23 protein-coding genes are annotated in these 24059 nt (G+C 67.9%); 10 read left to right on the top strand and 13 right to left on the bottom strand.

Annotation, left to right across the window (positions count from 1 at the left end; genetic code table 11):
• The first annotated feature begins 17 nt into the window (after positions 1 to 17).
• The 3 genes from BEP68_RS06290 (at position 18) to BEP68_RS06280 (ending at position 1525) form a co-directional block, all read left to right on the top strand.
• A complete protein-coding gene (locus BEP68_RS06290; RefSeq protein ID WP_053095824.1) occupies positions 18 to 431 on the top strand; it encodes a thioredoxin family protein in 414 nt (137 codons plus the stop codon).
• Between the two features lie 16 nt (positions 432 to 447).
• Positions 448 to 1014 carry a DUF4395 domain-containing protein gene (locus BEP68_RS06285; RefSeq protein ID WP_053095823.1) on the top strand — a complete coding sequence of 189 codons (567 nt, stop codon included), beginning with the start codon at positions 448 to 450 and terminating at the stop codon, positions 1012 to 1014.
• Between the two features lie 85 nt (positions 1015 to 1099).
• Positions 1100 to 1525 (top strand): OsmC family peroxiredoxin, encoded by a 426-nt coding sequence (locus BEP68_RS06280; RefSeq protein ID WP_056278497.1) that lies wholly within the window; start codon positions 1100 to 1102, stop codon positions 1523 to 1525.
• Positions 1526 to 1531: 6 nt separating this feature from the next.
• Here the strand turns inward: BEP68_RS06280 and BEP68_RS06275 are convergent, their stop codons facing one another.
• The 6 genes from BEP68_RS06275 to BEP68_RS06250 all read right to left on the bottom strand — a co-directional run bounded on the left by BEP68_RS06275 (position 1532) and on the right by BEP68_RS06250 (position 9199).
• Positions 1532 to 1966, bottom strand: coding sequence for a hypothetical protein (locus BEP68_RS06275; RefSeq protein WP_083569321.1), 435 nt, complete (start codon positions 1964 to 1966; stop codon positions 1532 to 1534).
• Positions 1966 to 2706, bottom strand: a complete 741-nt coding sequence (dapB, locus tag BEP68_RS06270) for a 4-hydroxy-tetrahydrodipicolinate reductase (protein WP_187249523.1) — start codon at positions 2704 to 2706, stop codon at positions 1966 to 1968. The genes BEP68_RS06275 and dapB overlap by 1 nt, the downstream gene beginning before the upstream one ends.
• Before the next feature lie 70 nt (positions 2707 to 2776).
• A complete protein-coding gene (locus tag BEP68_RS06265; protein WP_053095819.1) occupies positions 2777 to 3379 on the bottom strand; it encodes a histidine phosphatase family protein in 603 nt (200 codons plus the stop codon).
• Between the two features lie 80 nt (positions 3380 to 3459).
• Positions 3460 to 4488, bottom strand: a complete 1029-nt coding sequence (locus tag BEP68_RS06260; protein WP_053095818.1) for an aldo/keto reductase — start codon at positions 4486 to 4488, stop codon at positions 3460 to 3462.
• 216 nt (positions 4489 to 4704) lie between these two features.
• Complete coding sequence (locus BEP68_RS06255) at positions 4705 to 6981, bottom strand: polyribonucleotide nucleotidyltransferase (RefSeq protein WP_053095817.1); 2277 nt, start codon at positions 6979 to 6981, stop codon at positions 4705 to 4707.
• A 292-nt stretch (positions 6982 to 7273) separates the two neighbouring features.
• On the bottom strand, positions 7274 to 9199 hold the full coding sequence (locus BEP68_RS06250) for a GDSL-type esterase/lipase family protein (RefSeq protein ID WP_315985280.1): 1926 nt from the start codon (positions 9197 to 9199) through the stop codon (positions 7274 to 7276).
• 154 nt (positions 9200 to 9353) lie between these two features.
• On the opposite strand from BEP68_RS06250, the gene BEP68_RS06245 reads away from it, so the two are divergent.
• A complete protein-coding gene (locus BEP68_RS06245; RefSeq protein ID WP_315985279.1) occupies positions 9354 to 9926 on the top strand; it encodes a DedA family protein in 573 nt (190 codons plus the stop codon).
• A gap of 39 nt (positions 9927 to 9965) precedes the next feature.
• Positions 9966 to 10142: a DUF5302 domain-containing protein gene (locus BEP68_RS06240; protein ID WP_091232420.1), complete on the top strand. Its 177-nt coding sequence runs from the start codon at positions 9966 to 9968 to the stop codon at positions 10140 to 10142.
• A gap of 60 nt (positions 10143 to 10202) precedes the next feature.
• Here BEP68_RS06240 and BEP68_RS06235 read toward each other — a convergent pair whose 3' ends face one another.
• A complete protein-coding gene (locus tag BEP68_RS06235) occupies positions 10203 to 11642 on the bottom strand; it encodes a cation:dicarboxylate symporter family transporter (protein ID WP_072591145.1) in 1440 nt (479 codons plus the stop codon).
• Between the two features lie 161 nt (positions 11643 to 11803).
• Between BEP68_RS06235 and BEP68_RS06230 the strand changes: the two genes are divergently transcribed.
• Both BEP68_RS06230 and BEP68_RS06225 read left to right on the top strand, forming a co-directional pair.
• Positions 11804 to 13075 carry an ATP-binding protein gene (locus BEP68_RS06230; RefSeq protein WP_187249521.1) on the top strand — a complete coding sequence of 424 codons (1272 nt, stop codon included), beginning with the start codon at positions 11804 to 11806 and terminating at the stop codon, positions 13073 to 13075.
• On the top strand, positions 13072 to 13770 hold the full coding sequence (locus BEP68_RS06225; protein ID WP_187249520.1) for a response regulator: 699 nt from the start codon (positions 13072 to 13074) through the stop codon (positions 13768 to 13770). Before BEP68_RS06230 ends, BEP68_RS06225 begins: the two co-directional genes overlap by 4 nt.
• Positions 13771 to 13854: 84 nt before the next feature.
• Here the strand turns inward: BEP68_RS06225 and BEP68_RS06220 are convergent, their stop codons facing one another.
• The 3 genes from BEP68_RS06220 to BEP68_RS06210 form a co-directional block, all read right to left on the bottom strand.
• On the bottom strand, positions 13855 to 15207 hold the full coding sequence (locus tag BEP68_RS06220; protein WP_187249519.1) for an FAD-binding oxidoreductase: 1353 nt from the start codon (positions 15205 to 15207) through the stop codon (positions 13855 to 13857).
• A gap of 80 nt (positions 15208 to 15287) precedes the next feature.
• Positions 15288 to 15932: an FMN reductase gene (locus BEP68_RS06215; RefSeq protein WP_053095813.1), complete on the bottom strand. Its 645-nt coding sequence runs from the start codon at positions 15930 to 15932 to the stop codon at positions 15288 to 15290.
• A gap of 1 nt (position 15933) precedes the next feature.
• On the bottom strand, positions 15934 to 17157 hold the full coding sequence (locus tag BEP68_RS06210) for an LLM class flavin-dependent oxidoreductase (protein WP_056279032.1): 1224 nt from the start codon (positions 17155 to 17157) through the stop codon (positions 15934 to 15936).
• A gap of 109 nt (positions 17158 to 17266) precedes the next feature.
• Here BEP68_RS06210 and BEP68_RS06205 point away from each other — a divergent pair, with 109 nt between their 5' ends.
• Positions 17267 to 18424 (top strand): acyltransferase family protein, encoded by a 1158-nt coding sequence (locus BEP68_RS06205; RefSeq protein ID WP_072591142.1) that lies wholly within the window; start codon positions 17267 to 17269, stop codon positions 18422 to 18424.
• Complete coding sequence (locus BEP68_RS06200; RefSeq protein ID WP_187249518.1) at positions 18421 to 19284, top strand: serine hydrolase domain-containing protein; 864 nt, start codon at positions 18421 to 18423, stop codon at positions 19282 to 19284. Before BEP68_RS06205 ends, BEP68_RS06200 begins: the two co-directional genes overlap by 4 nt.
• Positions 19285 to 19297: 13 nt before the next feature.
• Here BEP68_RS06200 and efeB read toward each other — a convergent pair whose 3' ends face one another.
• From efeB to efeU, 3 genes are read right to left on the bottom strand one after another with little or no spacing between them, the layout of a single operon-like run.
• Positions 19298 to 20611 (bottom strand): iron uptake transporter deferrochelatase/peroxidase subunit, encoded by a 1314-nt coding sequence (efeB, locus tag BEP68_RS06195; RefSeq protein WP_053095810.1) that lies wholly within the window; start codon positions 20609 to 20611, stop codon positions 19298 to 19300.
• Between the two features lie 22 nt (positions 20612 to 20633).
• Positions 20634 to 21866, bottom strand: a complete 1233-nt coding sequence (gene efeO / locus BEP68_RS06190) for an iron uptake system protein EfeO (protein ID WP_187249517.1) — start codon at positions 21864 to 21866, stop codon at positions 20634 to 20636.
• Positions 21863 to 22813 (bottom strand): iron uptake transporter permease EfeU, encoded by a 951-nt coding sequence (efeU, locus tag BEP68_RS06185; protein WP_082297787.1) that lies wholly within the window; start codon positions 22811 to 22813, stop codon positions 21863 to 21865. Before efeU ends, efeO begins: the two co-directional genes overlap by 4 nt.
• Positions 22814 to 22968: 155 nt before the next feature.
• On the opposite strand from efeU, the gene BEP68_RS06180 reads away from it, so the two are divergent.
• Positions 22969 to 23973 (top strand): isopenicillin N synthase family dioxygenase, encoded by a 1005-nt coding sequence (locus tag BEP68_RS06180; RefSeq protein WP_187249516.1) that lies wholly within the window; start codon positions 22969 to 22971, stop codon positions 23971 to 23973.
• The last annotated feature ends 86 nt before the right edge of the window (positions 23974 to 24059 follow it).

The following is a 24059-nucleotide window of genomic DNA, read 5'->3' as shown; positions in this document are numbered from 1 at the left end:
ACCCGTATTCTCGACGCATGTCACCCGCCGTCGCCCTTCTCCTCGCCGCAGCGCTGCTCGTGCTCGCCGGCACGATCGGTGTCGTGCTGAGACTTCTCGACGGACGGCGTCGCGGAGGCGGCCATCTGCGCTTCGATCCGAACGACGCGGGCGTGTCGCGCCTGGGCGCGAGAGCGACAGTCGTGCAGTTCAGCACCGAGATGTGCACCCGCTGCCCCCAGGTACGACGCATGCTCAGCAGCTACGTCGCAGAATCGGAGGGCCTGGACCACGTGGAGGTCGACCTGACGCATCGACCGGATCTGTCGGCTCGATACAAGGTCATGCAGACACCGACGACCTTCATCGTCGACGGATCAGGAGCCGTCCGCGCACGCTTCCATGGAGTGCCCCATCGACACGCGCTGAACGACGCGCTGGCAACCGTATGACGAGGACGGAAAGCACATGACGACACCGGCCGGCATCGATCCCCGCGGCCCGCGATTCGCAGCGACGGTCACGACAGTGCTGCTGCTCGTCGCGACATATCTGGCGCTGGTCGGCATCTCGACCGCACGGACCTTCGGCTGGTTCGCCTATCAGCCGCTCGACTCGGCCGACATCGGCTCGGCCACGTGGGCCGTGACGTCGGCGACCCTTGCACAGCGCGCGCTGGACCCGGGGTTCCTCCTCACGATCGTGATCGCCCTGCTGTTCCTGTGGGGCGTCCTGTCACCCGCGACTGCACCATGGGGCGTCGTGTTCCGCAGGGTCATCCGTCCGAGACTGGCCGCTCCGACCGAGCTCGAGGATCCGCGTCCACCGCGGTTCGCCCAGGGTGTCGGTCTCGTCGTCGTCACGATCGGTCTCGTGCTGCACCTCGCCGGGGTCCCGTGGGCGCTGCCCATCGCGACCGCCGCCGCTTTCATCGCCGCCTTCCTCAATGCGGCGTTCTCCTTCTGCCTCGGATGCCAGATCTATCTGCTGCTGCAGCGAGCAGGCATCCTCGGTCGCGCGGCGTCGACCGCCTGAGCGCTGTTCCGCCGCACGCCCACGCTCGATAGGCTGGCCGCACACGCGACCCGCATCGAGCAGCGCGCGATACAACGGAGGAATCATGCCCGTCACCAGCGAAGCCACCACCACCTGGACCGGATCCCTCACCGAGGGCTCGGGCACAGTCGCGTTCTCCTCGTCGAAGCTCGGGACCTTCCCGATCAACTGGAAGGCCCGCAGCGAGGGCAGCGACACCACCACCACGCCTGAAGAGCTGATCGCCGCAGCCCACGCGTCGTGTTTCAGCATGGCGCTGTCTCACGCGCTGTCCGAGAACGGCACTCCGCCGGAGCGCGTCAACACGAGCGCGTCCGTCACCTTCAAGCCCGGTGTCGGAATCAGCGGAAGCCACCTCAACGTGAACGCGGTCGTTCCCGGGCTCAGCCCTGAGGAGTTCCAGTCGATCGCTGCCGAGGCGAAGGTCGGCTGCCCCGTATCGCAGGCGCTCGCCGGCATCGAGATCACGCTCGAGGCCACGCTCGCCTGACGTCGGTCATCCGCGAGCGATGCGAATCGCCTCGCGGATGCTGGCGCGAGCGTCCTTGCGGCGGCCAGCGGCATCCTGGACGACGCCGAGTCGGTAGCGCGCGCGCCAGTCCGTCGGCTCCGCATCCGCCTCCCCCGCGTATCTCGCGATGAGCGGGTCGGCGTCGGCACGAGCGATTCGGCCACTCGGCGTCAGCTCGGACTCCGCCGCGGGCATACCGCCCTCGGCATCGAGCTCACGCCCGAGCCGGTCGGCAGCGAACCCGAACTGCATCTCTCGGACGAGCGCCCATGCCCCGATCGGGGCGAGAACGATCAGCGCGATGCCCATGCCGATGGACACCGGTGTGCCGACAGCGAAGAACATCACGGCCAACCAGATGGCGACGGCGAGGTAGACCAGCAGTGCGGCGGCCATCAGGCCGACGCCGATCCGCGACATCACGAGCGGATGCCGATGTCGATCATGCTCTCGAGCCCGACGAAGACGCCGATCGCCTGGGCCGCGAACGGCACCGCGAGACGGATGCCCGGGGCGTAGGCGAGTGCGGGGTCGACCGTGTCATGCGTGAACGTGAGGGACTCACCGGGGCCGGACAGGACGACCTCCTGTTTGGCGATGACGCCGGGACGCCGGAGCGAGTGGATCGGCACGCTGCCGACCTGCTGTCCGCGCGCTCGCTGGTCGGCGTGCGGTGCGCTGACGGGACCCTGTTCGGCGCGTGCGGCGGCGATGAGCTCGGCCGTGCGCACCGCAGTGCCGCTCGGCGAATCCACCTTCGCCTCATGGTGTGCCTCGACGATCTCCGCCGATCCGAAGAACGGCGCGGCTGCTGCGGCCAGAGCCGAACCGAGCACCGATCCCAGCGAGAAGTTCGGGATGAAGACAGCCCCGGTTCCGGCGTTCTCCACCAGAGGACGCACGAGTGCGATCCGCTCGGTGGACCATCCCGACGTGGCGACGAGAATGTTGATCTCGCGCTCGACCGCCGCGCGCACGACGTCGACACTGACCTGAGGCGTGGTCGCGTCGATCACCAGGTCCGCACCGTCGAGCTCGGCGAGGTCGCTACGAGACGTCAGCACGCGCGTCACCTCGAAGCCGTCGAGCTCGTCGATCACCGCACCGATGATCGATCCGAGCTTCCCGGTTCCGCCGACGAGTGCTACCTGGGTGGTCATGCGTTCAGTCTATTTCGCGACGTCGATCCGCCCGGCGCGGCGGGCCGGAACTCAGGGAATCAACGGGGAATCAGACGGGCATCGCATCGGGGATGCCGGTGCGCAGCTCGACTGGGAGGTGCCCGGTGTCGTTGTGAGTGAGGAGCGTCCAGGGCCGGCCCTGTTTCTGGGCGATCACCGTGAGGCCGCAGTGCGCCTGGTTCAAGGTCATCCATCGCCACTCGGGGGCACCGAGGACCTCACGCACGAACCACGAGATCACGAAGTTGTGCGTGATGAGAACCTCGTGCACGTCACCCGGTTTGCGCACCAGGAACTCGTTGACCGCGTCGAACATCTGAGCACGCCCGGCATCGAGCTCCGCCTCGGTCACCGAGCCGAAGAACGGTTCGTAGGCGGCCGGGGTCTCGTCGGTCATCCCCGTGGGCACGCAGTCGAACAGCAGTGCGGTCGGCTCTGGATCGACCGACGGGAGCCGCTCGGCGATCGCACGGGCCGTCTCGTTGGCGCGCAGGAGCGGAGAGTGCCAGACGGCGTCGAGCGGGAGTCCCGAGAGCCGATCTGCGATGAGTTCGGCCTGACGCTGGCCACGCGGCGACAGGGGTCCGTCGGCGAGACCGTGCTCGGCGTCCTGATGTTCACCATGTCTGACCAGATATATGTAATGCGTCACAAACTCGCTCGCTTCATCGACAGCGTCCGCCGGGATTCACTCCACCCTATGCCAGGTCTGTGACAGAGGCGTTACGACGCTCAGTTGCCGGCGCGAGTGAGCTCGGTGACCTGTGCGCGCGACAGCGTGACGCCGGCGCCCTGCATCAGCTCGTCGACGTGCTCGGTCGCGAAGGTGTTGACGATGGGCGCCGCGATGGTCCGCTGCGCGAGCAGCCACGCGATGGACACGGCGGCCACGGGAACCTCGAGTTCGGTCGCGACCTGGTCGAGAGCCCGCAGGATCTTCGTGCCACGCCTGTTGAGATGCCCCCGCAGCTGCTCCCCGCGTACGCCCCGCGAGGTCAGCGCCTTGCTGCGGTGGCGACCGGAGAGGAAACCGTGCTCGAGAGCGTGCGACGGCGTGACCGCGAGGCTCTGCGCACCCGCCACCAGACGCAGGTCCCCTTCGAACGGCTGACGGCGGACGAGGTTGTACGGCGAATCGATGACCTCGATGCGTGGGTACCCGGCCGAGGCGAGGATGCGCGCCTCCACGAGCCGCTCGGGTGCGAAGCCGAATGCGCCGAGTGCGCCGATCTTGCCCGCGTCGACCATCCACTCGACCGTCGCGAGGGTGTCCTCGAGATTCGTCGTGCGGTCGAGCGTCGCGTCGAGGTACAGCACGTCGATGCGCTCGACGCCGAGCCGCGTGAGCGACCCCTCGACAGCGCGGACGAGGTTCACCGAACCGAGACCCGGATTGTCTGCGTGAGCACCGATCCGCACACTCAGCAGGGCGCGGTCGCGTCGCCCTCTGGACTGCAGCCATTGGCCGATGATGTGCTCGCTGCGACCGCCGGAGAATCCGTCGGCGGTGTGGATGGCGTTGCCACCGAATTCCACGTAGCGATCGAGGATCCCATGGCTCGTCTCGAGGTCGACGTTCCAGCCGAACTCCGCCGCACCGAGCATGAGCGGAAAGGTCTCGAGTCCGGTCTCTCCGAGAGGGACGCGGATGGTCTCCCCTATTCCGGGTCCGACGATCGGGATGGGAGCGGACGGGTGCTCTGCGGCGCCCTGCTGCGCGCGATCGGCCGGCGCTCCTGCGCCTACACTGAACAACCGCATATCCTCACCCCCGCGTCAATCGGTGCGTACCGACCTGCGTCACTGCCTGAAATGCACCCCCCGGTGCGTACTTCGAGAGTAGGCGAGATCTGCGAACTCCCCGACCAATACGGGGAACGGCGCAAGAACTTCCCATAACGGTTTGATCACATCGGATACGACGAAGCCCGGACCGTCCGTGAGGACAGCCCGGGCCTCGTGTCGAAGCGCTGGCGATTACTCGGCAGCAGCCTCGTCAGCAGGAGCTGCGTCCGCTGCGGGGGCGTCGTCGAGCACGGGCTCGAGCGACAGCTTGCCGCGGTCGTCGATCTTCGTGATCTTCACGAGGATCTTCTGCCCGACGGACAGGACGTCGTCGACGTTCTCGACGCGCTTGCCACCGGCGAGCTTGCGCACCTCGGTGACGTGCAGCAGGCCGTCCTTGCCGGGCAGCAGCGAGACGAACGCACCGAACGTCGCGATCTTCACGACGGTTCCGAGGAACTGCTCTCCCACCTCCGGGTTGGTCGGGTTCGCGATCGCGTTGACCTGAGCACGGGCAGCCTCGGCCGAGGGGCCGTCGGTCGCGCCGATGTAGACGGTGCCGTCCTCCTCGATGGAGATCTGCGCGCCGGTCTCGTCCTGGATCGCGTTGATCGTCTTGCCCTTCGGGCCGATCAGCTCACCGATCTTGTCGACCGGGATCTGCACGCTGATGACGCGCGGCGCGGTCGGCGCCATCTCGTCGGGAGCGTCGATCGCGGCGTTCAGCACGTTGAGGATGGTCAGACGGGCGTCGCGAGCCTGGGTCAGCGCGCCGGCGAGCACCGACGACGGGATGCCGTCGAGCTTCGTGTCGAGCTGGATGGCCGTGACGAACTCGCTGGTACCGGCGACCTTGAAGTCCATGTCGCCCAGTGCGTCCTCTGCGCCGAGGATGTCGGTGAGGGCCGCGTAGCGCGTCTCTCCGTCGACCTCATCGGAGACGAGTCCCATCGCGATGCCGGCGACGGCTGCGCGCAGAGGCACACCCGCGTTCAGCAGCGACAGGGTCGACGCGCAGACGGAACCCATCGACGTCGAGCCGTTGGAGCTCAGCGCCTCGGAGACCTGACGGATCGCGTAGGGGAACTCCTCGCGGCTGGGCAGCACCGGCACGAGCGCGCGCTCGGCGAGGAAGCCGTGCCCGATCTCGCGACGCTTCGGCGAACCGACCCGGCCGGTCTCACCGGTCGAGTAGGGCGGGAAGTTGTAGTGGTGCATGTAGCGCTTGCTCGTGGTCGGCGACAGCGAGTCGATCTGCTGCTCCATCTTGAGCATGTTCAGCGTGGTGATTCCCATGATCTGGGTCTCGCCGCGCTGGAAGATCGCGGAGCCGTGAACGCGCGGGATGACCTGGACCTCGGCGTCGAGCGGACGGATGTCGGCCAGGCCGCGGCCGTCCATGCGCACGCTCTCGGTGAGGATGCGGCCGCGGACGATCTTCTTCGTGACGGACTTGTACGCTGCGGAGAACTCGATCGGGGCTCCAGCGGGCAGGTTGCCTGCTTCGACCGCTTCGATGAGCTGCGCCCTGACGCGGTCCTTGACTTCGTCGTCCTTGCCCTGACGCTCCTGCTTGTCGGCGATCTGGTAGACGTTCACCAGGTCGTCGTAGGAGCGCTCGGCCACGAAGTCGTAGACCTCGCTGGAGTACGGCGGGAAGACCGGGTACACACCCGGCTCCTTCGACGCGCTGGCGGCGAGCTCGGCCTGAGCCTTGACGAGCTGAGCGATGAAGGGCTTCGATGCCTCGAGGCCCTGCGCGACGACAGCCTCGTCGGGCTTGGTGGCGCCGGCCTTGATGAGGTTCCAGCTGCCCTCGGTGGCCTCAGCCTCGACCATCATGATCGCGACGTCTTCGGTGCCGTCGGACTTGGTGACGACGCGACCGGCGACGATCAGGTCGAACACGGCCTCGCTGACCTGCTCAGCCGTCGGGAACGCGACCCACTGGTCCGCGTGCTCGCCGTGGCCGGGGATGAACGCGAGGCGCACACCGGCGACGGGACCCGAGAACGGGAGACCCGAGATCTGCGTCGACGCGGAAGCCGCGTTGATCGCGAGGGCGTCGTAGAACTCGCCCGGGGCGATCGACAGGACGGTGATGACGATCTGGACCTCGTTGCGCAGGCCGTCGACGAACGACGGACGCAGCGGACGGTCGATCAGACGGCAGACGAGGATCGCCTCGGTCGAGGGACGTCCCTCACGACGGAAGAACGAGCCGGGGATCTTGCCTGCTGCGTACGAACGCTCTTCGACGTCGACCGTCAGCGGGAAGAAGTCGAAGCCCTCGCGCGGGTGCTTGCCTGCGCTGGTGGCCGAGAGGAGCATGGTCTCGCCGTCGAGGTACGCGGCGACTGCGCCCTGAGCCTGCTGCGCGAGGCGGCCGGTCTCGAAGCGGATGGTGCGGGTGCCGAAGCGGCCGTTGTCGAGAACGGCCTCGGTGGCGGTGATTTCAGGACCTTCCAAGAGGTCTCTCCTTCTTTGTTTAGACTCGCGAGTCCGTGTGACGCGCGAGCGCATTCATGAAGGAGCGGATTCAGCCGGATACGGGCGCGCGGGCATCCCCGCGAATCTCACCTGCGCTGGCCACCAGTAGAAAGCCACCCGACGTCGCGCCGAGGAACCCACCACAGGGGACCAGCTCTCCGCCGATCGCTCCATGAGTCGATATGAAGTTGTGCGGCCGACACACGTCGACCTCCTCCAGCCTATCAGCGCGGTCTTGAATGTCCTCCGTTTCCGTCCGCGGCGGGTTCGTTCAGTGGACCTTGACGTCCTGCGGAGCGCTCGATCGTCCGAGGTAGACGTAGTCGTCGTGCTTCGCGACCCGGCCATCGCCGGCCGCCCGACCGTGCAGTCGTCGCCACACCCAGGGCAGCGCATGGCGGCGCCACCACAGTCCCGCGCCGATCTGCTCGTTCTCATGCAGCGCGGCATCGAGCACCCCCAGCGCGTCGGCGTGCGGTACCGAGAGGACCTCGCCCGCGCGATACGCGAGGAATCTGTGACCACGACTGCTGAGGTGCACGAGGTCCTCCCCCCAGTTCGGGCGATCCGGAAGCGACGGGTACAGGTCGGTGTCGATCAGGATCGCGCCCGTCCGCGCGGCGATGCCGGAGAGTGCCGTGGCGAATGCCGCGAACCTCCTGGTGTAGATCCCGGCCGCTCTCCGACGGGGCAGGAACGGAGTGACGAGCAGCACGTCGGCCCCGATGTCGCGGAGCCGGGTGACCGCGCCCTCGAGCTCCGCGGCGAGCGCGGGCACGTCGACCGTCGACTTAACCAGATCGTTGGCGCCGATCAGGATGGACACGAGGTCCGGCTGCAGTTCGAGCGCTCGATCGAGCTGGGTGCCGCACACATCACGCACACGCTTCGACCGGACGGCAAGGTTCGCATACCGGAGACCTCCGCGTGCGGCGAGCAGCAGGGCGAGCCGGTCGGCCCATCCACGGAGCGCACCATCCGGTGCCGGATCGCAGAGGCCTTCCGTGAGCGAGTCCCCCAGCGCCACGTAACGCCGCCAGGTGCGCGCTTGCACCGGGGCGATGGGCTCCGGCCGCGTCAGGCGGCGAGCGCGCGCTCCCTCATCGATCATCCTGAGCTCTCGGGCCTCCTCGTAATGCCCCATCAGCTGAGAACAGACGTTCGCCCAGCTGCGACCCTGCACGGCCTCGCGTCCTGCTGCGCCGAACGCCCGGCGTTTGCGGCCGTCGCCGGTGAGGTCCACCACGCGCATCCGCAGGTCGCCGAGATCGCCGGGACGGTAGAGCCATCCGTCGATTCCCATCCGGACGAGGCCGAGGGGGCCGCCGCGACCGGTGGCGACGACGGGCACCCCGCTGGCGTGGGCCTCCTGGAGGGTCTGTCCGAAGGTCTCGCTCTCTCCCGGGTGCACGAACACGTCGAAGGATGCCATGGCTGCTGCGAGCGCGTCGCCTTCGAGGTGCCCGAGGAAGCACGCACCGGGCATCAGGGACTCGAGTCGAGGCCTGCTCGGTCCGTCCCCCACGATCACGAGGCGCGCACCGGGGATCGTCTGCAGCACTGCCAGGTCTTCCACCTGCTTCTCGGGTGCGAGCCTGCCCACGTAGCCGATCACGACCTCGCTCGCCCACTCCGCGCGCAGTGTCGCGCTCCGGCGGGCCGGCTGGAACCGCTCGGCATCCACGCCTCTCCCCCACAGACGGATGCGATCCACACCGAGCTGCGCGAGCTGCTGCGCCGAGTCGGGCGACGGCGCGAGCGTGATGGTCGCGCGCCGATGGAGCCGCGCGATGTGCGATTCGGCGACACCGGTCGCCACAGGGATGCGATACCTCTGCGTGTATGCCGCGACATCGGTCTGGTACGCGGCGACGGCGGCGACGCCGATGTGCTCTGCGGCGAGCGCGCCTCGCCAGCCGAGGGCGAAGGGCGAAGCCAGGTGGATGACATCGGGGCGGAAGCGTCGCAGCGATGCCGCGACCTGACGTGCAGGCGGGGTTCCCACGCGCACACTGCGGTACCCCGGCAGCGCGAGGCTGGCGACCGCTTCCACAGCGGCTCCGTGCACCTCCCCGGGGACGCCGTTCCCATCGGGCGCGATCACATGCGCATCATGGCCAGCACGTTCGAGGTGACTGAGGATCTGCAGGACGGATCCGGTGACACCGTTCATGTGCGGAAGGAAGGACTCTGTCACGATCGCGACTCTCACGTCCTCAGGATGCAGCGCTCGACTCCCACCCGAGGCGCGAATCGGGTCGGAGCACCAGAAGTTCACCGGATGCTGGACGGCTCTTCACCGGCTATCCCGGCGTTGGTTCCCGTTCACCTCCGACGACCACGGTGGGAATGTGTCCACTGAACTGCTCGACGGCCCCTGGGCTCTGGTGGTCATGAGCCTGCTCGTGCTGGGCGACTCGTTCTTCGTGGTGGTTCCGGGAGAGATCGCGGTGACCGCGCTCGGCGCCGTCGCATCGACGACCGGCGATCCTCCGCTGTGGTGTGTGATCCTGTGGGCGGGCATCGCCGCGGTCGCCGGAGACGTCACCTGCTATCTCGTGGGTCGCAGCGTGGGCGTCGACAGGTGGCGCTGGATGCGCACGCCCCGAGTGCGCCGAGCGCTCACCTGGGCGCGGCTGCGTCTGGAAGGCGGGACCGCCACCGTGCTCTTCACCGCGCGCTTCGTCCCTTTCGCTCGACTGGCGATCAACCTCATGGCAGGGGCCTCGCGGATCCCGCCGGCTCGGTATCTGCCGCTCGTGACGATCGCGGCGTTCGGGTGGTCCGCCTACCAGGCATCCGTGGGCGCCATCGTCGCCATGCTGCTTCCGGGAGGCCCTCTGGTCGCTGTCCTCGTGTCCGTCATCGTCGCCGTCGGGCTCGGCGCCGCGATCGATGTCGTGTCGCGCCGAGCACGGAACTGATCCACCCATGCCTCAGATGCGTGCCCTAGGCTGGCGAGCATGAGCACCGAAGAAGGCGCCTCCTCCAGCGAGGAGATGAAGCGCAAGTTCAAGGAAGCGCTCGAGAAGAAGAACGCGCACCACCGGCAGGGCGAGGCCCACCTGGATGGCGACTCCGCCGTCCATGGCGCGCCCGCCCCGCAGACGCGGCGCGAGTTCCGACGCAAGAGCGGTTGACCACACGGATGCGGGAGCCGACTGCCGTCGACTCCCGCATCCCTCTTCTCAGCAGGCAGCTCAGCTTCGCGCCGCGCGCGCCCGTGCCCGCTCCTCCTTCGCCGCCATCTCGTCGAGCGCGGATTCCTTGAGGCCCTGGATGTCCACGGCCGTGCGCTCGTCCGCCATGCCGTGATCGTCCACGCCGTCGAGCGAGGACTCCTCGAACGGCAGCGCGCCGCTCAGCACCTGCTGCACGCGTTCGCGATCGATCTGGCGCGTCCAGGTGCCGATGAGCAGCGTCGCCACCGCGTTGCCGGTGAAGTTCGTCAGGGCCCGTCCCTCCGACATGAACCGGTCGATGCCCACGATCACGCCGACGCCGTCGACCAGGTCGGGACGGTAAGCCTGCAGCCCGCCGGCGAGAGTGGCGAGTCCGGCTCCGGTGACACCGGCGGCACCCTTGCTGGCGATGATCATGAAGACGAGCAAGCCGATCTGCTCACCGATCGTCATCGGCTGCCCCATGCCGGTCGCGATGAAGAGCGACGCCATCGTGAGGTAGATCGCCGTGCCGTCGAGGTTGAACGAGTACCCGGTGGGGACCGTGATGCCGACGACGGGCTTGGATACCCCGATGTGCTCCATCTTCGCGATCAACCGGGGAAGGGCGGACTCAGATGACGAGGTGCCGACGATCAGCAGGTACTCGCGGGCGAGGTACTTCACCAGGCTGAAGATGTTGACCCGGGTGACGGCGAAGAGCAGGGTTCCGAGCACGACCACGATGAACAGGATGCAGGTGATGTAGAACGCGACCATCAGCACGCCGAGGCTCCAGATCGCGGCGATGCCCGTCTTGCCGACGACCGCGGCGATGGCTCCGAACGCGCCGAGCGGTGCAAGCCACAAGATCATGCCCAGGATGCGGAAGACCAGCTTCTGGAGGTTCTTGACCGCATCCATGATCGGGGCGCCCTTTTCGCCGAGTCCCTGGAGTGCGAAGCCGACGAGCAGCGCGATGAACAGCACCTGCAGCACGCTCTCGCCCGTGAAGGCGGAGAAGAACGTCGTCGGGATGATGCCCAGGATGAACTCCGTGGTGGTCTTCGCCTCGGTCGCTGTCGCGTCATAGCTGGAATTCGCCATATCGAGGCCCGCACCGGGGTGGATGATGTTGCCGACCACCAGCCCGATCGCCAGCGCGAACGTCGACATGACCATGAAGTAGAGCAGCGCGAGTCCGCCGATCTTGCCGACGGTCGCTGCTTTGGCGATCGAGCCGACGCCCACCACGATCGTGCAGAAGATGATCGGCGCGATCATCATCTTGATGAGAGAGACGAAGCCCTTGCCGATCGGTTCGAGGCTTTGTCCGACCTCGGGCCAGATGAGGCCGACCGCGGCTCCCAGCACGACGGCGATGATCACCGACACGTACAGCCACGTATGCCTGTCCCATGCCTGCTTGCCGCGCCGCCAATGGAATCCGGGAAGCGAGAACCCTGTCGTGATGGCCATGTTTTCCTCCTTGATCATGAACGTCTTCGTCTCATGCCCTCGGGCGCCCTCGCCTTCGGTAAGCTCACCGTCGCGGACATCACTCGGCAAAGCCATTTGTGGTCGTATTGGTCATTACCGATATGCCGGACTCCGCGATCACCGTCGATCGGAAGGACGCGATGAGACCTGCCCGCAGCATCGCCTCACGGGTGTTCGCCGTGCTCCTGGTCGCCGCGCTCGTCGTGGGAGCTCTGGTCGCCGTCTTCCTCGTGATCGATGCGCAACGCGCCACGCATGCCGAGGCCGAGCGCGTCACGGCGGCGACAGCAGTGACTCTCGCCGTGTCGCCGCTCGTGATCGACACCCTCGAGGCCGGCGATGCCGCAACGGCCACGCAGACCCTCGAGCCCTATGCGCTCGATGTGATCTCGGACGCGGATCTCGACTTCGTGACGATCATGACGCCTGACGGCACCCGCGTGACCCACCCTGACATCGAGCAGATCGGGGCGAGATACCTCGGCACCATCCCCGACACGCCTCGAACCTTCACCGAGGTGTTCACCGGCACTCTCGGGCCCTCGGTGCGAACCATCGTTCCGGTACTCGCCTCCGATGGCGAACCGGTGGGCTGGGTCTCGGCCGGCGTGACGACCGAGACCATCTCCGACACCCTGATCCGTCGTCTCCCCCTGTCACTCGGCATCACCGTCGGCCTCATCGCTCTCGGTGCGCTCGGCGCGTGGATCGCTCGCCGGTTCACGCGCGGTATCGCAGGAGACCTGCCGCCGGGTCAGGTGAGGGACGCCGTGTCGTCATACGAATCCCTGCGCACTCTGGGCGACGCGCTGCGCGCTCAGACGCACGAGCACGGCAATCGCATGCACACGGCGGTCGCGCTTCTCGAGCTCGGCCGTAGCGAGGAGGCGATCGACATCCTGACCGAGACCTCGCGCCAGAGTCAGTCGCTCGTCGATCAGGTCACCGCACGACAGGCCGGCGACCCCGCCGTCGGTGCCCTGCTTCTCGGCAAGGCGTCGCAGGCCAGGGAGCGCGGGATCGACTGGCGGGTGAGCATCGACCCGGACACTCCCGCCTCCCCGCTCTCCCCCGTCGGCAGCGTCGCCGTGCTCGGCAACCTGATCGACAACGCCATGGATGCCGCCGCCGCCGGCGCCGAGCGCTGGGTGGGGGTCTCGCTGCGCCCCTCGAAGAACGGCGGAATCGTCCTCGAGGTCTCCGACGGCGGTGACGGCATACCCTCCGACCTGCGCGAGCGCGTCTTCACCCAGGGCTTCTCGACCAAGCCTGCAAACAACCACGGGCGCGGAGTCGGGCTCGCTCTCGTCCGCGCGGTGGTGGCCGGAGTGGGCGGCACTGTGGAGCTCTCCGCTCATCCGACCACGTTCACCGTCACCCTCCCGCCAGCGAGAGGACGCAGGAGCCCATGATCCGCACGCTGATCGTCGATGACGACGCTCTGACACTCGAGCTCCACCGCTCGTACCTCGAGAGGATCGACGGCTTCATCGTGGGCGGCGAGTGCACCGGCGCCAGGGCCGCATTGACCGCCGTGCTCGATCAGCCGCACGACGAGCCGTTCGACCTGGTCCTTCTCGACATCACGATGCCCGACGGCTCCGGCATCGATGTGCTCCGAGGGCTGCGTGCCCGACACGCTGCCGTCGATGTGATCGCGATCACCGGCGTGCGCGATGCGGACACCGTCCGGCAGATGGCAGCTCTCGGCGTCTACCAGTACCTCGTCAAGCCGTTCCCCTTCGCGGTGTTCCACGAGCGTCTCACCGCGTATCGCATCCATCGGGAGCAGGCACGGTCGACGGCCGGAGAGGCGACCCAGGCGGAGATCGATGCGCTTCTCGGGCGCACGACGGGGACGATCCCGATTCCCAAAGGGCTGTCGACCGCGACGCTGCAGAAGGTGACGACAGAGCTGCGCTCCTCCAGCGCCGCGGTCTCGGCGAGCGAGGCCGCCGCGCGACTCGGGATGTCACGCGTGTCCGTACGGAGGTACCTGGAGCATCTCACCGATTCGGGCATCATCACACGCAGCGCCCGCTACGGCGCACGTGGACGCCCGGAGACGGAGTACCGCTGGACGAGACGCGTCGACGGAGACGAATGATGCCGGCGCGGCACCCCCGCCCGTCCCGATCGTTAGAACGACGCGGATCCTTTCCGCTGGATGCGGCCCGGTCTCAGCCCGGTGTCAGCGCGGGAGCCGCCCCTCGTGGATCAGCGAGTCGGGGTCGGCGGCGGCCCTGATGGCGCGAAGACGATCGATCGCCGTCGGGTCACCGCAGCGCTCGAGGGTCTCACCCGGACCCAGGAACGTCGGGATCGTGCACGGGGCGATCGCGTGCGCCAGCACCTCACGGAAGCCCGCCATGCTCGCCTCCCCCGGTTCGCTCGGCACCCCGGGGAAGACGGGCACCAGGGCGTGGAGCAGCCAGCCGACGCCCTGAAGCGTCGCGAATCCGGCGCGTCGAGGATCGTTCAGCGCGCCACCGAGCATCCGGATGTCGATGCCCATGATCGGCCACTGATCCGGCAGCTCGCGGAACCGCAAGAGATCGTCGATCGTCGCGTCGTCGAGCGACGAGAGCGCAGCAGACACGCCTTTGCCCGGCGTCGGTTCGGTGGGTTCGCCGCTCGACGCCGCGACGGTCTTCGGCGATGTGGCCCCCGACATCTCACGACGGACCGTGCCTGCTCGCCGCACCCGCTCGAACAGCTCATCGGCGGATCCGACCGTGGACAGCGCCCGCACGCTGAGGAAGCTGCGTCCGCGGATCTCCTCGGGAAGCTGCGGAGCGTCGGGCATACGCATCGAACTCACGAACACGTTGAGCGATGCCGGGGCCTCAGCGGACAGATCGCGGACGGCCCGCAGCACCGACCCGGCGTCTGCGGCGTCGAAAGTGAGTTCGGTTCCCCACAGCGACGGCGCGGGAACCAGGTCGATCTCGAGGGCCGTCACGATTCCGACGACGCCGCCCGCTCCGCGAAGCGCCCACATCATCTCCGGGTCGCTCTCGTCGTCGACCCGATCATGGGTCCCGTCGCTCCGCAGCACCCACGCGGCCCTGAGGTTGTCCGACCCGAGTCCTGCTGTGCGACTGAACCAGGAATGGCCGCCGCCCAGGGTGTACCCCGCGACGGCGACGACCGGGCTCGTGCCGGCAGGAGCCACCCAGCCCGTTCCTTCGAGCGCCTCGACGACGGCGCCCCAGCGGACTCCGCTGCCGATGCGGACCACCCCCGAACCGAGGTCGATCGACAGCTCGTCGAAGGCCGCCATTCGGACGATGACGGCGTCGGCGAGGTCTCCGCCGGCGCCGTGCCCGGTGGGCTGGACCGCGAGCGTCACGCCCGCGTCGCCCGCGGCGTCGAGAAGAGCGCGCAGATCGCGCAGATCGGCCGGTGCGGCCACGCCCGCCGGATGCTGTTCGATCGCCAGGTTCCACGGACGACGCGCCGCGTCGAAGGATTCGTCGCCGGGGAGGACGAGAGCGCCGCGCAGGGCATGCCGCGCGGATTCGAGGACAGAGCGAAGGGCCATGAGGTCACCGTACGACTCCCTTCGGACATCGTCTACGGCCTCATGGCCCTGCGCTCATTCCCGGTCGTGCCGGGGATCGATCACTCGCCGGCGAGACCGCCGAGCATGTGGCCGAACGAACGGCCCTCTCCGAGATACGTCGCCGGGTCGTACGGGTCGGCGGCCGCAGCCACCTCGCGCTTCGCGATCGCCTCAGCCAGCTCGCGAGCGCCCTTCTCGACGCGCTTGGCCAGAGGCGCGACGTCGTCGCCGCCCCCGCCCCAGTCGCTCGACGCCGCGAACACACCGGTCGAGACGGCGTCGGCATGCAGGTAGGCGAAGAGCGGACGGATGGCGTAGTCGATGGCGAGCGAGTGCCGAGCCGTGCCGGCGTTCGCTCCGATCAGCACCGGCTTGCCCGTGAGCGCGTCGGGATCGAGCACGTCGATGAACGACTTGAAGAGCCCGTTGTAGCTCGTCGAGAAGATCGGCGTGACGGCGATGAGCGCGTCCGCCGACACCACTGTGTTGATCGCGGTCTCGAGCGCGGGCGGTGCGAATCCGGTGAGCAGGTTGTTCGTGATGTCGTGGGCGTAGTCGCGCAGCTCGATCACGTCGACGCTCGCCTCGATGTCGTGCCCCGCGAGGGCCTTCACGGTCTCGGCCGCGAGGCGATCCGCGAGCATGCGCGTGGACGACGGGTTCGAGAGCCCGGCAGACACGACGGCGATACGACGAGTGGTCATCTCAGGCCCCCTTCCGGCTGAGTCCGAACGCGGCTCCCGCCGGAGCGGGAGAGTCCTGATAGGGCGAATCCCCCGTCAGGTTGTCACCGCGGTTCGCACCCGGACGAGCCTGACGCGTCGGTCCGTCGCCGAACTCGGCCCTCACCCGTGCGGCATGGGTCGGAGCATCCGGCACGCCGGCCGGACGATCCTTCGCCAGCTCCTTGCGCAGCACGGGCACGACCTCGGAACCGAGGATGTCCAGCTGCTCGAGGACGGTCTTCAGCGGAAGGCCCGCGTGGTCGATCAGGAACAGCTGACGCTGGTAGTCGCCGTAGTGCTCGCGCATGGCGGCATAGCGGTCGATGACCTGCTGAGGCGAGCCCACCGTCAGCGGGGTCATCTCGGTGAAGTCCTCCATGCTCGGTCCGTGACCGTATACAGGGGCATTGTCGAAGTAGGGGCGGAACTGATTCACGGCATCCTGCGACTTCGCCGCCATGAACACCTGGCCGCCGAGGCCGACGATCGCCTGTTCGGGTGTGCCGTGTCCGTAGTGCGCGTAGCGCTGGCGGTACAGCTCGATCAGGCGCTGGTAGTGCTCCTTGGGCCAGAAGATGTTGTTCGCGAAGAAGCCGTCGCCGTAGTACGCGGCCTGCTCGGCGATCTCCGGGGTGCGGATCGATCCGTGCCACACGAACGGCGCGACTCCGTCGAGGGGACGAGGCGTCGAGGTGAAGCCCTGCAGCGGGGTGCGGAACTTGCCCTCCCAGTTCACGACGTCCTCACGCCACAGCTTGTGCAGCAGGGCGTAGTTCTCGATCGCCAGCGGGAGCCCCTGACGGATGTCCTGACCGAACCAGGGGTACACCGGACCCGTGTTGCCGCGGCCGAGCATGAGGTCCATGCGCCCGTCCGAGACGTGCTGCAGCATCGCGTATTCCTCGGCGATGCGCACCGGGTCGTTGGTCGTGATCAGGGTGGTCGACGTCGAGACGATCAGACGCTCGGTCTGAGCCGCGAGGGCGGCGAGGAACGTCGTGGGGCTCGAGGACCAGAACGGAGGGTTGTGGTGCTCGCCGATCGCGAAGACGTCGAGGCCGACCTCCTCGCTGTGCTTGGCGATCGCGAGGGTCGCCTTGATCCGCTCCTGCTCACTCGGCGTCTCGCCGGTGGTCGGGTCGCGGGTGATGTCGCTGACCGACATGATGCCGAACTGCACCGGGACGCCTGCCTGCTCACTCATGATTGCTCCGTCTTCTCCGAATCGGGTGCCCTGCATCCGGTTCTATTCATTTGAATGTATCTGAGTCAACGCGATGCGAGCAACTTTATTCCCCGAGTAGCCTCAGAGCATGCACAGCGACGGATCCGCCCTGACGAACCCCGCCACCGGATCCGTCCAGAAGCCCCGCAAGCGCGTGCCGTTCTGGGACAACGCGCGATATGCGTGCATCGTCCTCGTGGTGCTCGGCCACGCGATCCAGCGCCTCACCTACGACTCCGACATCGCGCTCGCGGCCTATCTCGCCCTCTACGCCTTCCACATGCCGGCGTTCGCGATCATCTCGGGCTACTTCTCGAAGTCCGGTTCCCCGACGCGTGTGCAGATGGCCAGGGTGATCACCGACATCCTGCTGCCCTACGTGATCTTCGAGTTCCTGTGGACCCTCACGAAATGGCTGGTCGAGGGTCAGGCCGACCCGAACTTCACCAAACCGTCCTGGACCCTCTGGTTCCTCCTGGCGCTCGGCATCTTCCGCCTCGTCCTCCCCTACCTCGCGCTGCTGCGGTGGCCGCTGCTGTGGACCGTCATCATCTCGATCGGCGTGGGCTATCTGCCCAACGTCGACAGCACGTTCTCGCTCTCGCGGACCCTGGGCCTTCTGCCCTTCTTCGCACTCGGCTGGTGGCTGCGCGAACGCGACGTCGTCACTCGCTTCCGCCTCCTCGAGATCCGCCCGTGGTGGATCCGCGTCGTCAGCGTCGTACTCCTCGCCGCGGCAGGGTTCTCGGCCTGGCGGTGGATCGATGTCTGGAAGGAGCTCGATCTGCGCCACTGGCTGTTCTACGAGGACGCGTACGCGGACCTCGGCGGAGAGCAGTGGTGGGCCGGCGGTGTGCGCGTCGCACTCATGCTGATGGCAGTGATCCTGAGCGCCGCCTTCTTCGCCCTGATCCCCCGCGGAACCTACTGGTGGACGAAGTTCGGCCAGTACACGATGTACGTGTTCCTGCTCCACTCGTTCGTGCTGTACCCCTTCCGCGAGACCGGGGTGCTGCGCGACCTCGACCCGACGTGGCTGTGGCTGCCGCTCGTGACGCTGCTGTCGGTGGTGCTGGCTCTCGCGCTCGCCACCAAGCCCGTGCGCTGGCTCTTCCGCCCGCTGGTGGAGCCCCGCCCGTCCTGGCTCTTCCGAGACCCCGAGCTGGCTCGACGCGAGGGCCACCGCAGCGACCCGACCGGCTCTCGTCGGCCCCGTCAGGGCGCAGCGGCTAGCCTGAAGGAGTGACGAGAGCCGAGATGATCCGCGACCGCCTCGTGGACCATGCGGAAGCGTCGGGGTTCGGGGCTCACGGGCTCCACGTGCTCGTGGGCGACGATGTCGCCGAGCACCGGTGGACTGCCGACGTCCGCGAGGAGATCCACTCGGTTGCGAAGGGCGTGTGCGTCCTCGCGGCCGGAATCGCTGCCGCCGACGGTCTCATCTCGCTCGATGCCCCGATCGCAGAGTACGTGCCGGACCTCACCTTCGGAGACGGCGTCGAGCACCTCACGCTGCGACGACTGCTCTCGATGTCGAGCGGAGTCGATCTCGCCTGGTCGGAGACCATGATGACGGACTGGCCCGATCTCGCACGAGAGTTCCTCTCTCGCCCGTCTCGCGGTCACGTCTTCCAGTACTCCAACGCCAGCACGTACGCGGCGATGATGATCCTGGCCACGCGGACCGGTGACGTCGTCGAGTATCTGCGCCCCCGGCTGCTCGCGCCTCTGGGCTTCGACGACCTCGAGTGGGAGCGGTGCCCGCAGGGACGCATCGTCGCGGGAGGCGGCATCGCACTGCGCACGGAGGAGATGGCGCGCCTCGGTCGGCTGATCCGCGACCGTGGCGAATGGCAGGGCCGACGACTCGTGCCGACCGAGATCATCGACGCGATGCACTCCGACTGGGTGGTCGCCGGTGAGAATGCCGGTTACGAGCGCTATGCGCTCGCGGGCTGGGACGGCCCGGGCCAGGTGTGGCGCCTGCACGGGGCGTACGGACAGCTGCTGATATTCGGTGAGGATGCCGTCGTCACGATCACAGCCGACGACCATTTCGGTGCGGATGCCTACGCGACCTTCGTCGCGGAGACGCTGCGCTCCTGACCCTCGACCGGCATCAGGCGAAGAGGTCGGCGCCGACGAACGAGCCCGGCTTCGAGCCTCCGGGGACCGCCCAGATCCCTGACCCGACATGCGTGACGTACTCGTTCATCCGATCCGTCGACAGCCGGCGCTGCAGCGAGACGAACTGTGCGGGATCCCGCTGGTACGACAGGAAGAAGAGCCCCGCGTCCAGCCGTCCGAGATCGTTGTTGCCGTTGACGTAGTTGAATCCTCGCCGCAGGATCCGGATGCCGTCGTTCTGGTCCGGATGCGCGAGACGCACGTGCGCGTTCTGATCGATGGCCGACGTACCGAAATCCGGCGCCGCGAACTCGTCGCCGCCGGAGAGCGGAGCGCCCTCGCCCTTGTCTCGCCCGATGATGGTGTTCTGCTCGGAGAGCCGCACGCGGTCCCAGGTCTCGATCCGCATCGCGATCTTGCGCGCCACGAGGTACGACCCGCCGACCATCCACTCGGGCCTGTCATCGGGGCCGAGCCACACGTTCTCGTCGAGGGCGACGGAGTCATCGGCGAGGATGTTCGCGGTCCCGTCCTTGAAGCCGAACAGGTTGCGGGGCGTCGCCTGCGCCGACGTCGTGCGGGACGTCTTGCCGAACCCGAGCTGGGACCAGCGCAGCTTGGCACGGCCGAAGGCGATGCGGCTCAGGTTGCGGATCGCGTGCACGGCGACCTGGGGGTCGTCGGCGCACGCCTGGATGCAGAGATCGCCGTGCGAGGTCTGCGGGTCGAGATCGTCGCCGAGGAAGGCGGGAAGCCTCTCGAGCCGCTCGGGACGCAGGGAGGCGATGCCGTACCGGTCGCCCTCGTCGTTCTCGAACAGGGTCGGGCCGAAGCCGAACGTGATCGTGAGGCCGGCTGCCGTCAGCCCGAGAGCCTCGCCCGTGTCATCCGGCGGCACCTCCGCATCGCCCCCGACAGCGCCGGTGGCACTCACCTCGAGCCCCTGCGTCATCCGCGAGGCGGCATACGTCCAATCCTGCAGCAGCGAGACCAGGTCTTCGCGGTCGGTGCGAGGCATCATGTCGAAGGAGGCGAAATGCAGATGCTCCTGCACGGGCGTCGTGATTCCCGCCTGATGGGCGCCGAAGAAGTCGTACGCACGCTGGGCGTCCGCTTCTGCTCTCGCGCGTCCGAGCGCGACTCCCCCCGACAGTCCGGCGCCGACTCCGACGGCGAGGGACGCGACGCCGCCGCCGAGTGCCAGTCCGAGGAGTCCGCGCCGGCTGAGACCCGTGGCCGAGGATGCCGCGGCCGCCGACTCCGGGAGGGAGTCGGCAGCTGCAGCGTCCTTCGCGCTGTCGTTCATGTGCGAGACCGTGTCCGTCGGATCAGTCGAGGACGGTGCCGGTGAGCTGCGAGAGCGGCTCTGCGAGGGCGTTGATGAGATCGGTGAACTCGCGCTTGTCCGCATCGGTGAGCTCGGCGTAGCCGACGAAGCCGTCGGAGAGCGAGCCGTGCGCCGTGAGGGATTCCTCGAGAGCGGAGTATCCGCCTTCGATCTCGGTCACGAGCTCCGCGCCTTCATCCCCCTGTGCCGTGGCGAAATCCTGAACGAGCGAGAACGCCATCTTCGACCCCTCGACGTTCGCGGCGAAGTCGTACAGGTCGGTGCCGGACCACCAGTCCTCCTCGCCGGAGATCTTGCCCGTCGCCACTTCGTCGAGCAGCGCGATCGCGCCGTTCGAGATGCCGCCGATCCCCTGGTCGTCGAGAGCCGCGGTGAAGTCGTCCGAGTGCACGTAGTCGTAGAGCTCCTGCACGTCGGCGATCAGCTGGTCGCCGTACTCGGCGCGCTCCTGCGTCGTCGACGGTGCCCAGTCCTGCCATGCGGGCGTCTCGCCGTCGGCGTTGAGGGCGTCCTGCGCCGGCACCCAGAGGTCCTTCTCGATGCGGTGGAAGCCCGTCCAGTCGAGGCCCTCCGCCACAGCGTCGACCTCGCGGTAGTCGATGCGGGGGTCGAGCGTCCCGAGCGCTTCGGCGACGGGCTCGATGCGCTCGTAGAACGCGCGCGTCTGGGGGAACAGCGCTCGCGCGGCCTCATCATCGCCGGACTCATAGGCGGTGACGAAATCGTCGACCGACGGAACCAGCTGACCGACCTGGTCCTTGACGAAGGCGGCGTAGAGGTCGACGGCCTGCTGCTTCTGATCGGCATCCTCGCCGTCGACCGCGACCCGGTCGCCGGTCACGGTGAACGCGGACTTGCCGACCCCCTCGCCGATCATGCCCGGCTTGCACAGCGTGAAGTACTCCCCCGGCTGAGCCACCACCGTGAGGGTCCGCGACGCTGAGGGCGCGATGTTCTCGACCTCGCCGACGATGCGGAGGCCGTCTTCTGCGAGCAGATAGAACTCCGAGGTCTGCGCGCTGTCGTTCTTCACATCGAACGTGAGTGTGCCGCTCTTGGCGGTCGCAGCCGAGACGGCGCACGCCGAGTCGGTCGACGAGACGTCGAAGGATGCACCCGCGGCGACATCGCTCTTGGCGACGCACCCGCTGAGGACGAGTGCTGCCGCGCCTGCTGCGGCGACGGCACCGAGGATTCGGCGAGAGGTGGTCATGCTGCTCCTTGCTGGGTGAGAGTGGATGCCGACGTGTCCCGGCCAGGGGACGTCTGCACATGTGGGGAGGCGGACCGGCGTGACCGGAGCCCCCGGATGAAGAAGAGCCCGACGACGACGATGTACACGGTCCAAGCCGTGACCTGGAGCCACGTCATCCGTGGCATGAAGCCGACGGTCGCCTGCAGGATGGTCGCCCAGGCACTGTCGGGCGCGATCACGTTCGTGACATCGAAGGCCCAGCCGAAGGGGAATGCCACCCAGCCGAGAGCGACCGCCCCGGTGGCCGCGTCGATCGGTGCCGCCGCGGTGAACGGTCCCGGCAACGCGCCGGCCTCCTGGAGGTCCATGATCGCGTAGGCGAGCACCCCGGCTGCGACGATGACGAGGAACCCACTGGTCCAGGTGAAGAACCGGCGAAGGTCGAGCCGGACGGCGCCGCGGGCGAGCGCCCAGCCGATCACCACGGCGGCGAGAAGCCCGAGCACCGCGCCGAGCAGCGCCGACGGAGCATCGCCGAAGGACTGCACCATCGACCACAGCAGAAGAGTCGTCTCGATCCCCTCGCGTGCCACCGAAACGAAGCCGATCGCGATCAGCGCCCAGACGCCGCCCTGTGTGAGCGCGCGGTCGAGTCCGCCCTCGAGGGTCGCCTTCATCGTGCGCCCGGCCTTCTGCATCCAGAAGATCATCCAGGTCACCATGCCCACCGCGAGCAGCGACAGCAGTCCGCCGATCAGCTCCTGAGCCTCGAAGGTCAGCGAGTACGCACCGAAGGTCAGGACGGCCCCGATGCCGAGTGCGAGGGCGATCGCCAGGCCGACCCCCGCCCAGAGCCTGGGCAACGCGTCACCGCGACCGAGCCTGCGCAGGTAGGCGACGAGGATGCCGACGACGATCGCGGCTTCGAGGCCTTCACGAAGACCGATGAGAAAAGTGGCGAGCACGGAGGGAACTCTCTGGGAAAGACTGAGGTAAGGCATCCCTTACTTCAGAGACATTAGCACCCCTTCCGCTCGGGCCTCGCACACACGCGATCGCCTCTCGGTAATTCGGCGCAACACTGAACCGCACTCGCCCAGACCCGATCTACGCTCGGTGAATGGCTGATCTCTCGCTTCCCATCCTCGACCTGTCCCAGCTCGATGCCGGTCCCGAAGCCGCTGCTCGGTTCCGCGACGACCTTCGCGCGGCCACGCACGACGTGGGCTTCTTCTATCTCACCGGCACAGGCGTCTCCCCCGAGCTGGAGGCGAGGTTGCACCGCGCGGCGCTCGATTTCTTCGCGCTGCCCGACGACGAGAAGCTCGCGATCGAGAACGTCAAGAGTCCTCATTTCCGCGGGTACACGCGGGTCGGCGGCGAGCGGACGCAGGGCAAGGTCGATTGGCGCGAGCAGATCGACATCGGCCCCGAGCGCGAGCCTGTCGAGGGCGGTCCGGCCTTCAATCGACTCGTCGGCCCGAATCTGTGGCCCTCCGCACAGCCCGAGCTCAAAGCGGTGATCACCGAGTGGCACGACACGCTGACCGAGGTCGCCCGCAAGCTCCTGCGCGCCTGGGCCGTCACGCTCGGGGCGGACGAGTCGTACTTCGACGAGCCCTTCCGTGATCCGTCGACGCTGATCAAGATCGTCCGCTACCCCGGCACCCACGAACCCGAGCCGCAGCAGGGCGTCGGAGCGCACAAGGACTCCGGAGTGCTGACCCTGCTCTGGGTCGAGCCCGGCAAGGGCGGCCTGCAGGTCGAACGAGACGGCGAGTGGGTGTCAGCCCCGTCCGTCCCGGGCGCGTTCGTCGTCAACATCGGCGAGCTGCTGGAGTACGCGACCGGCGGCTACCTCAAGGCGACCAACCACCGCGTCATCTCCCCTCGGGCACCCGAAGAGCGCATCTCCATCCCGTTCTTCTTCAACCCCGCGCTCGATCAGCAGCTGCCGCTTCTCGAGCTTCCCGCAGATCTCGCCGCGGCGGCGACCGGCATCACCGAGGACCCGAGCAACCCCATCCATGCCACCTATGGCGAGAACGCCATGAAGTCGCGACTGCGTGCGCACCCCGACGTGGCGGCGATCCACCACCCGGACCTGGTCGGCACGAACGCCTGACCCGGGGAGGCGCCGCACGCCTCCCCCCGAACATGACGAAGGCCGCCCCACACCTGGGGCGGCCTTCTCAAGAATGTTCTGCGCGA

Origin of the sequence: Microbacterium sp. 4-7 (genome assembly GCF_014332665.1) — a bacterium.
Taxonomy (GTDB): domain Bacteria; phylum Actinomycetota; class Actinomycetes; order Actinomycetales; family Microbacteriaceae; genus Microbacterium.
Note: the sequence above shows the minus strand (reverse complement) of the source record. Positions and strands in the feature narration are given on the sequence as shown.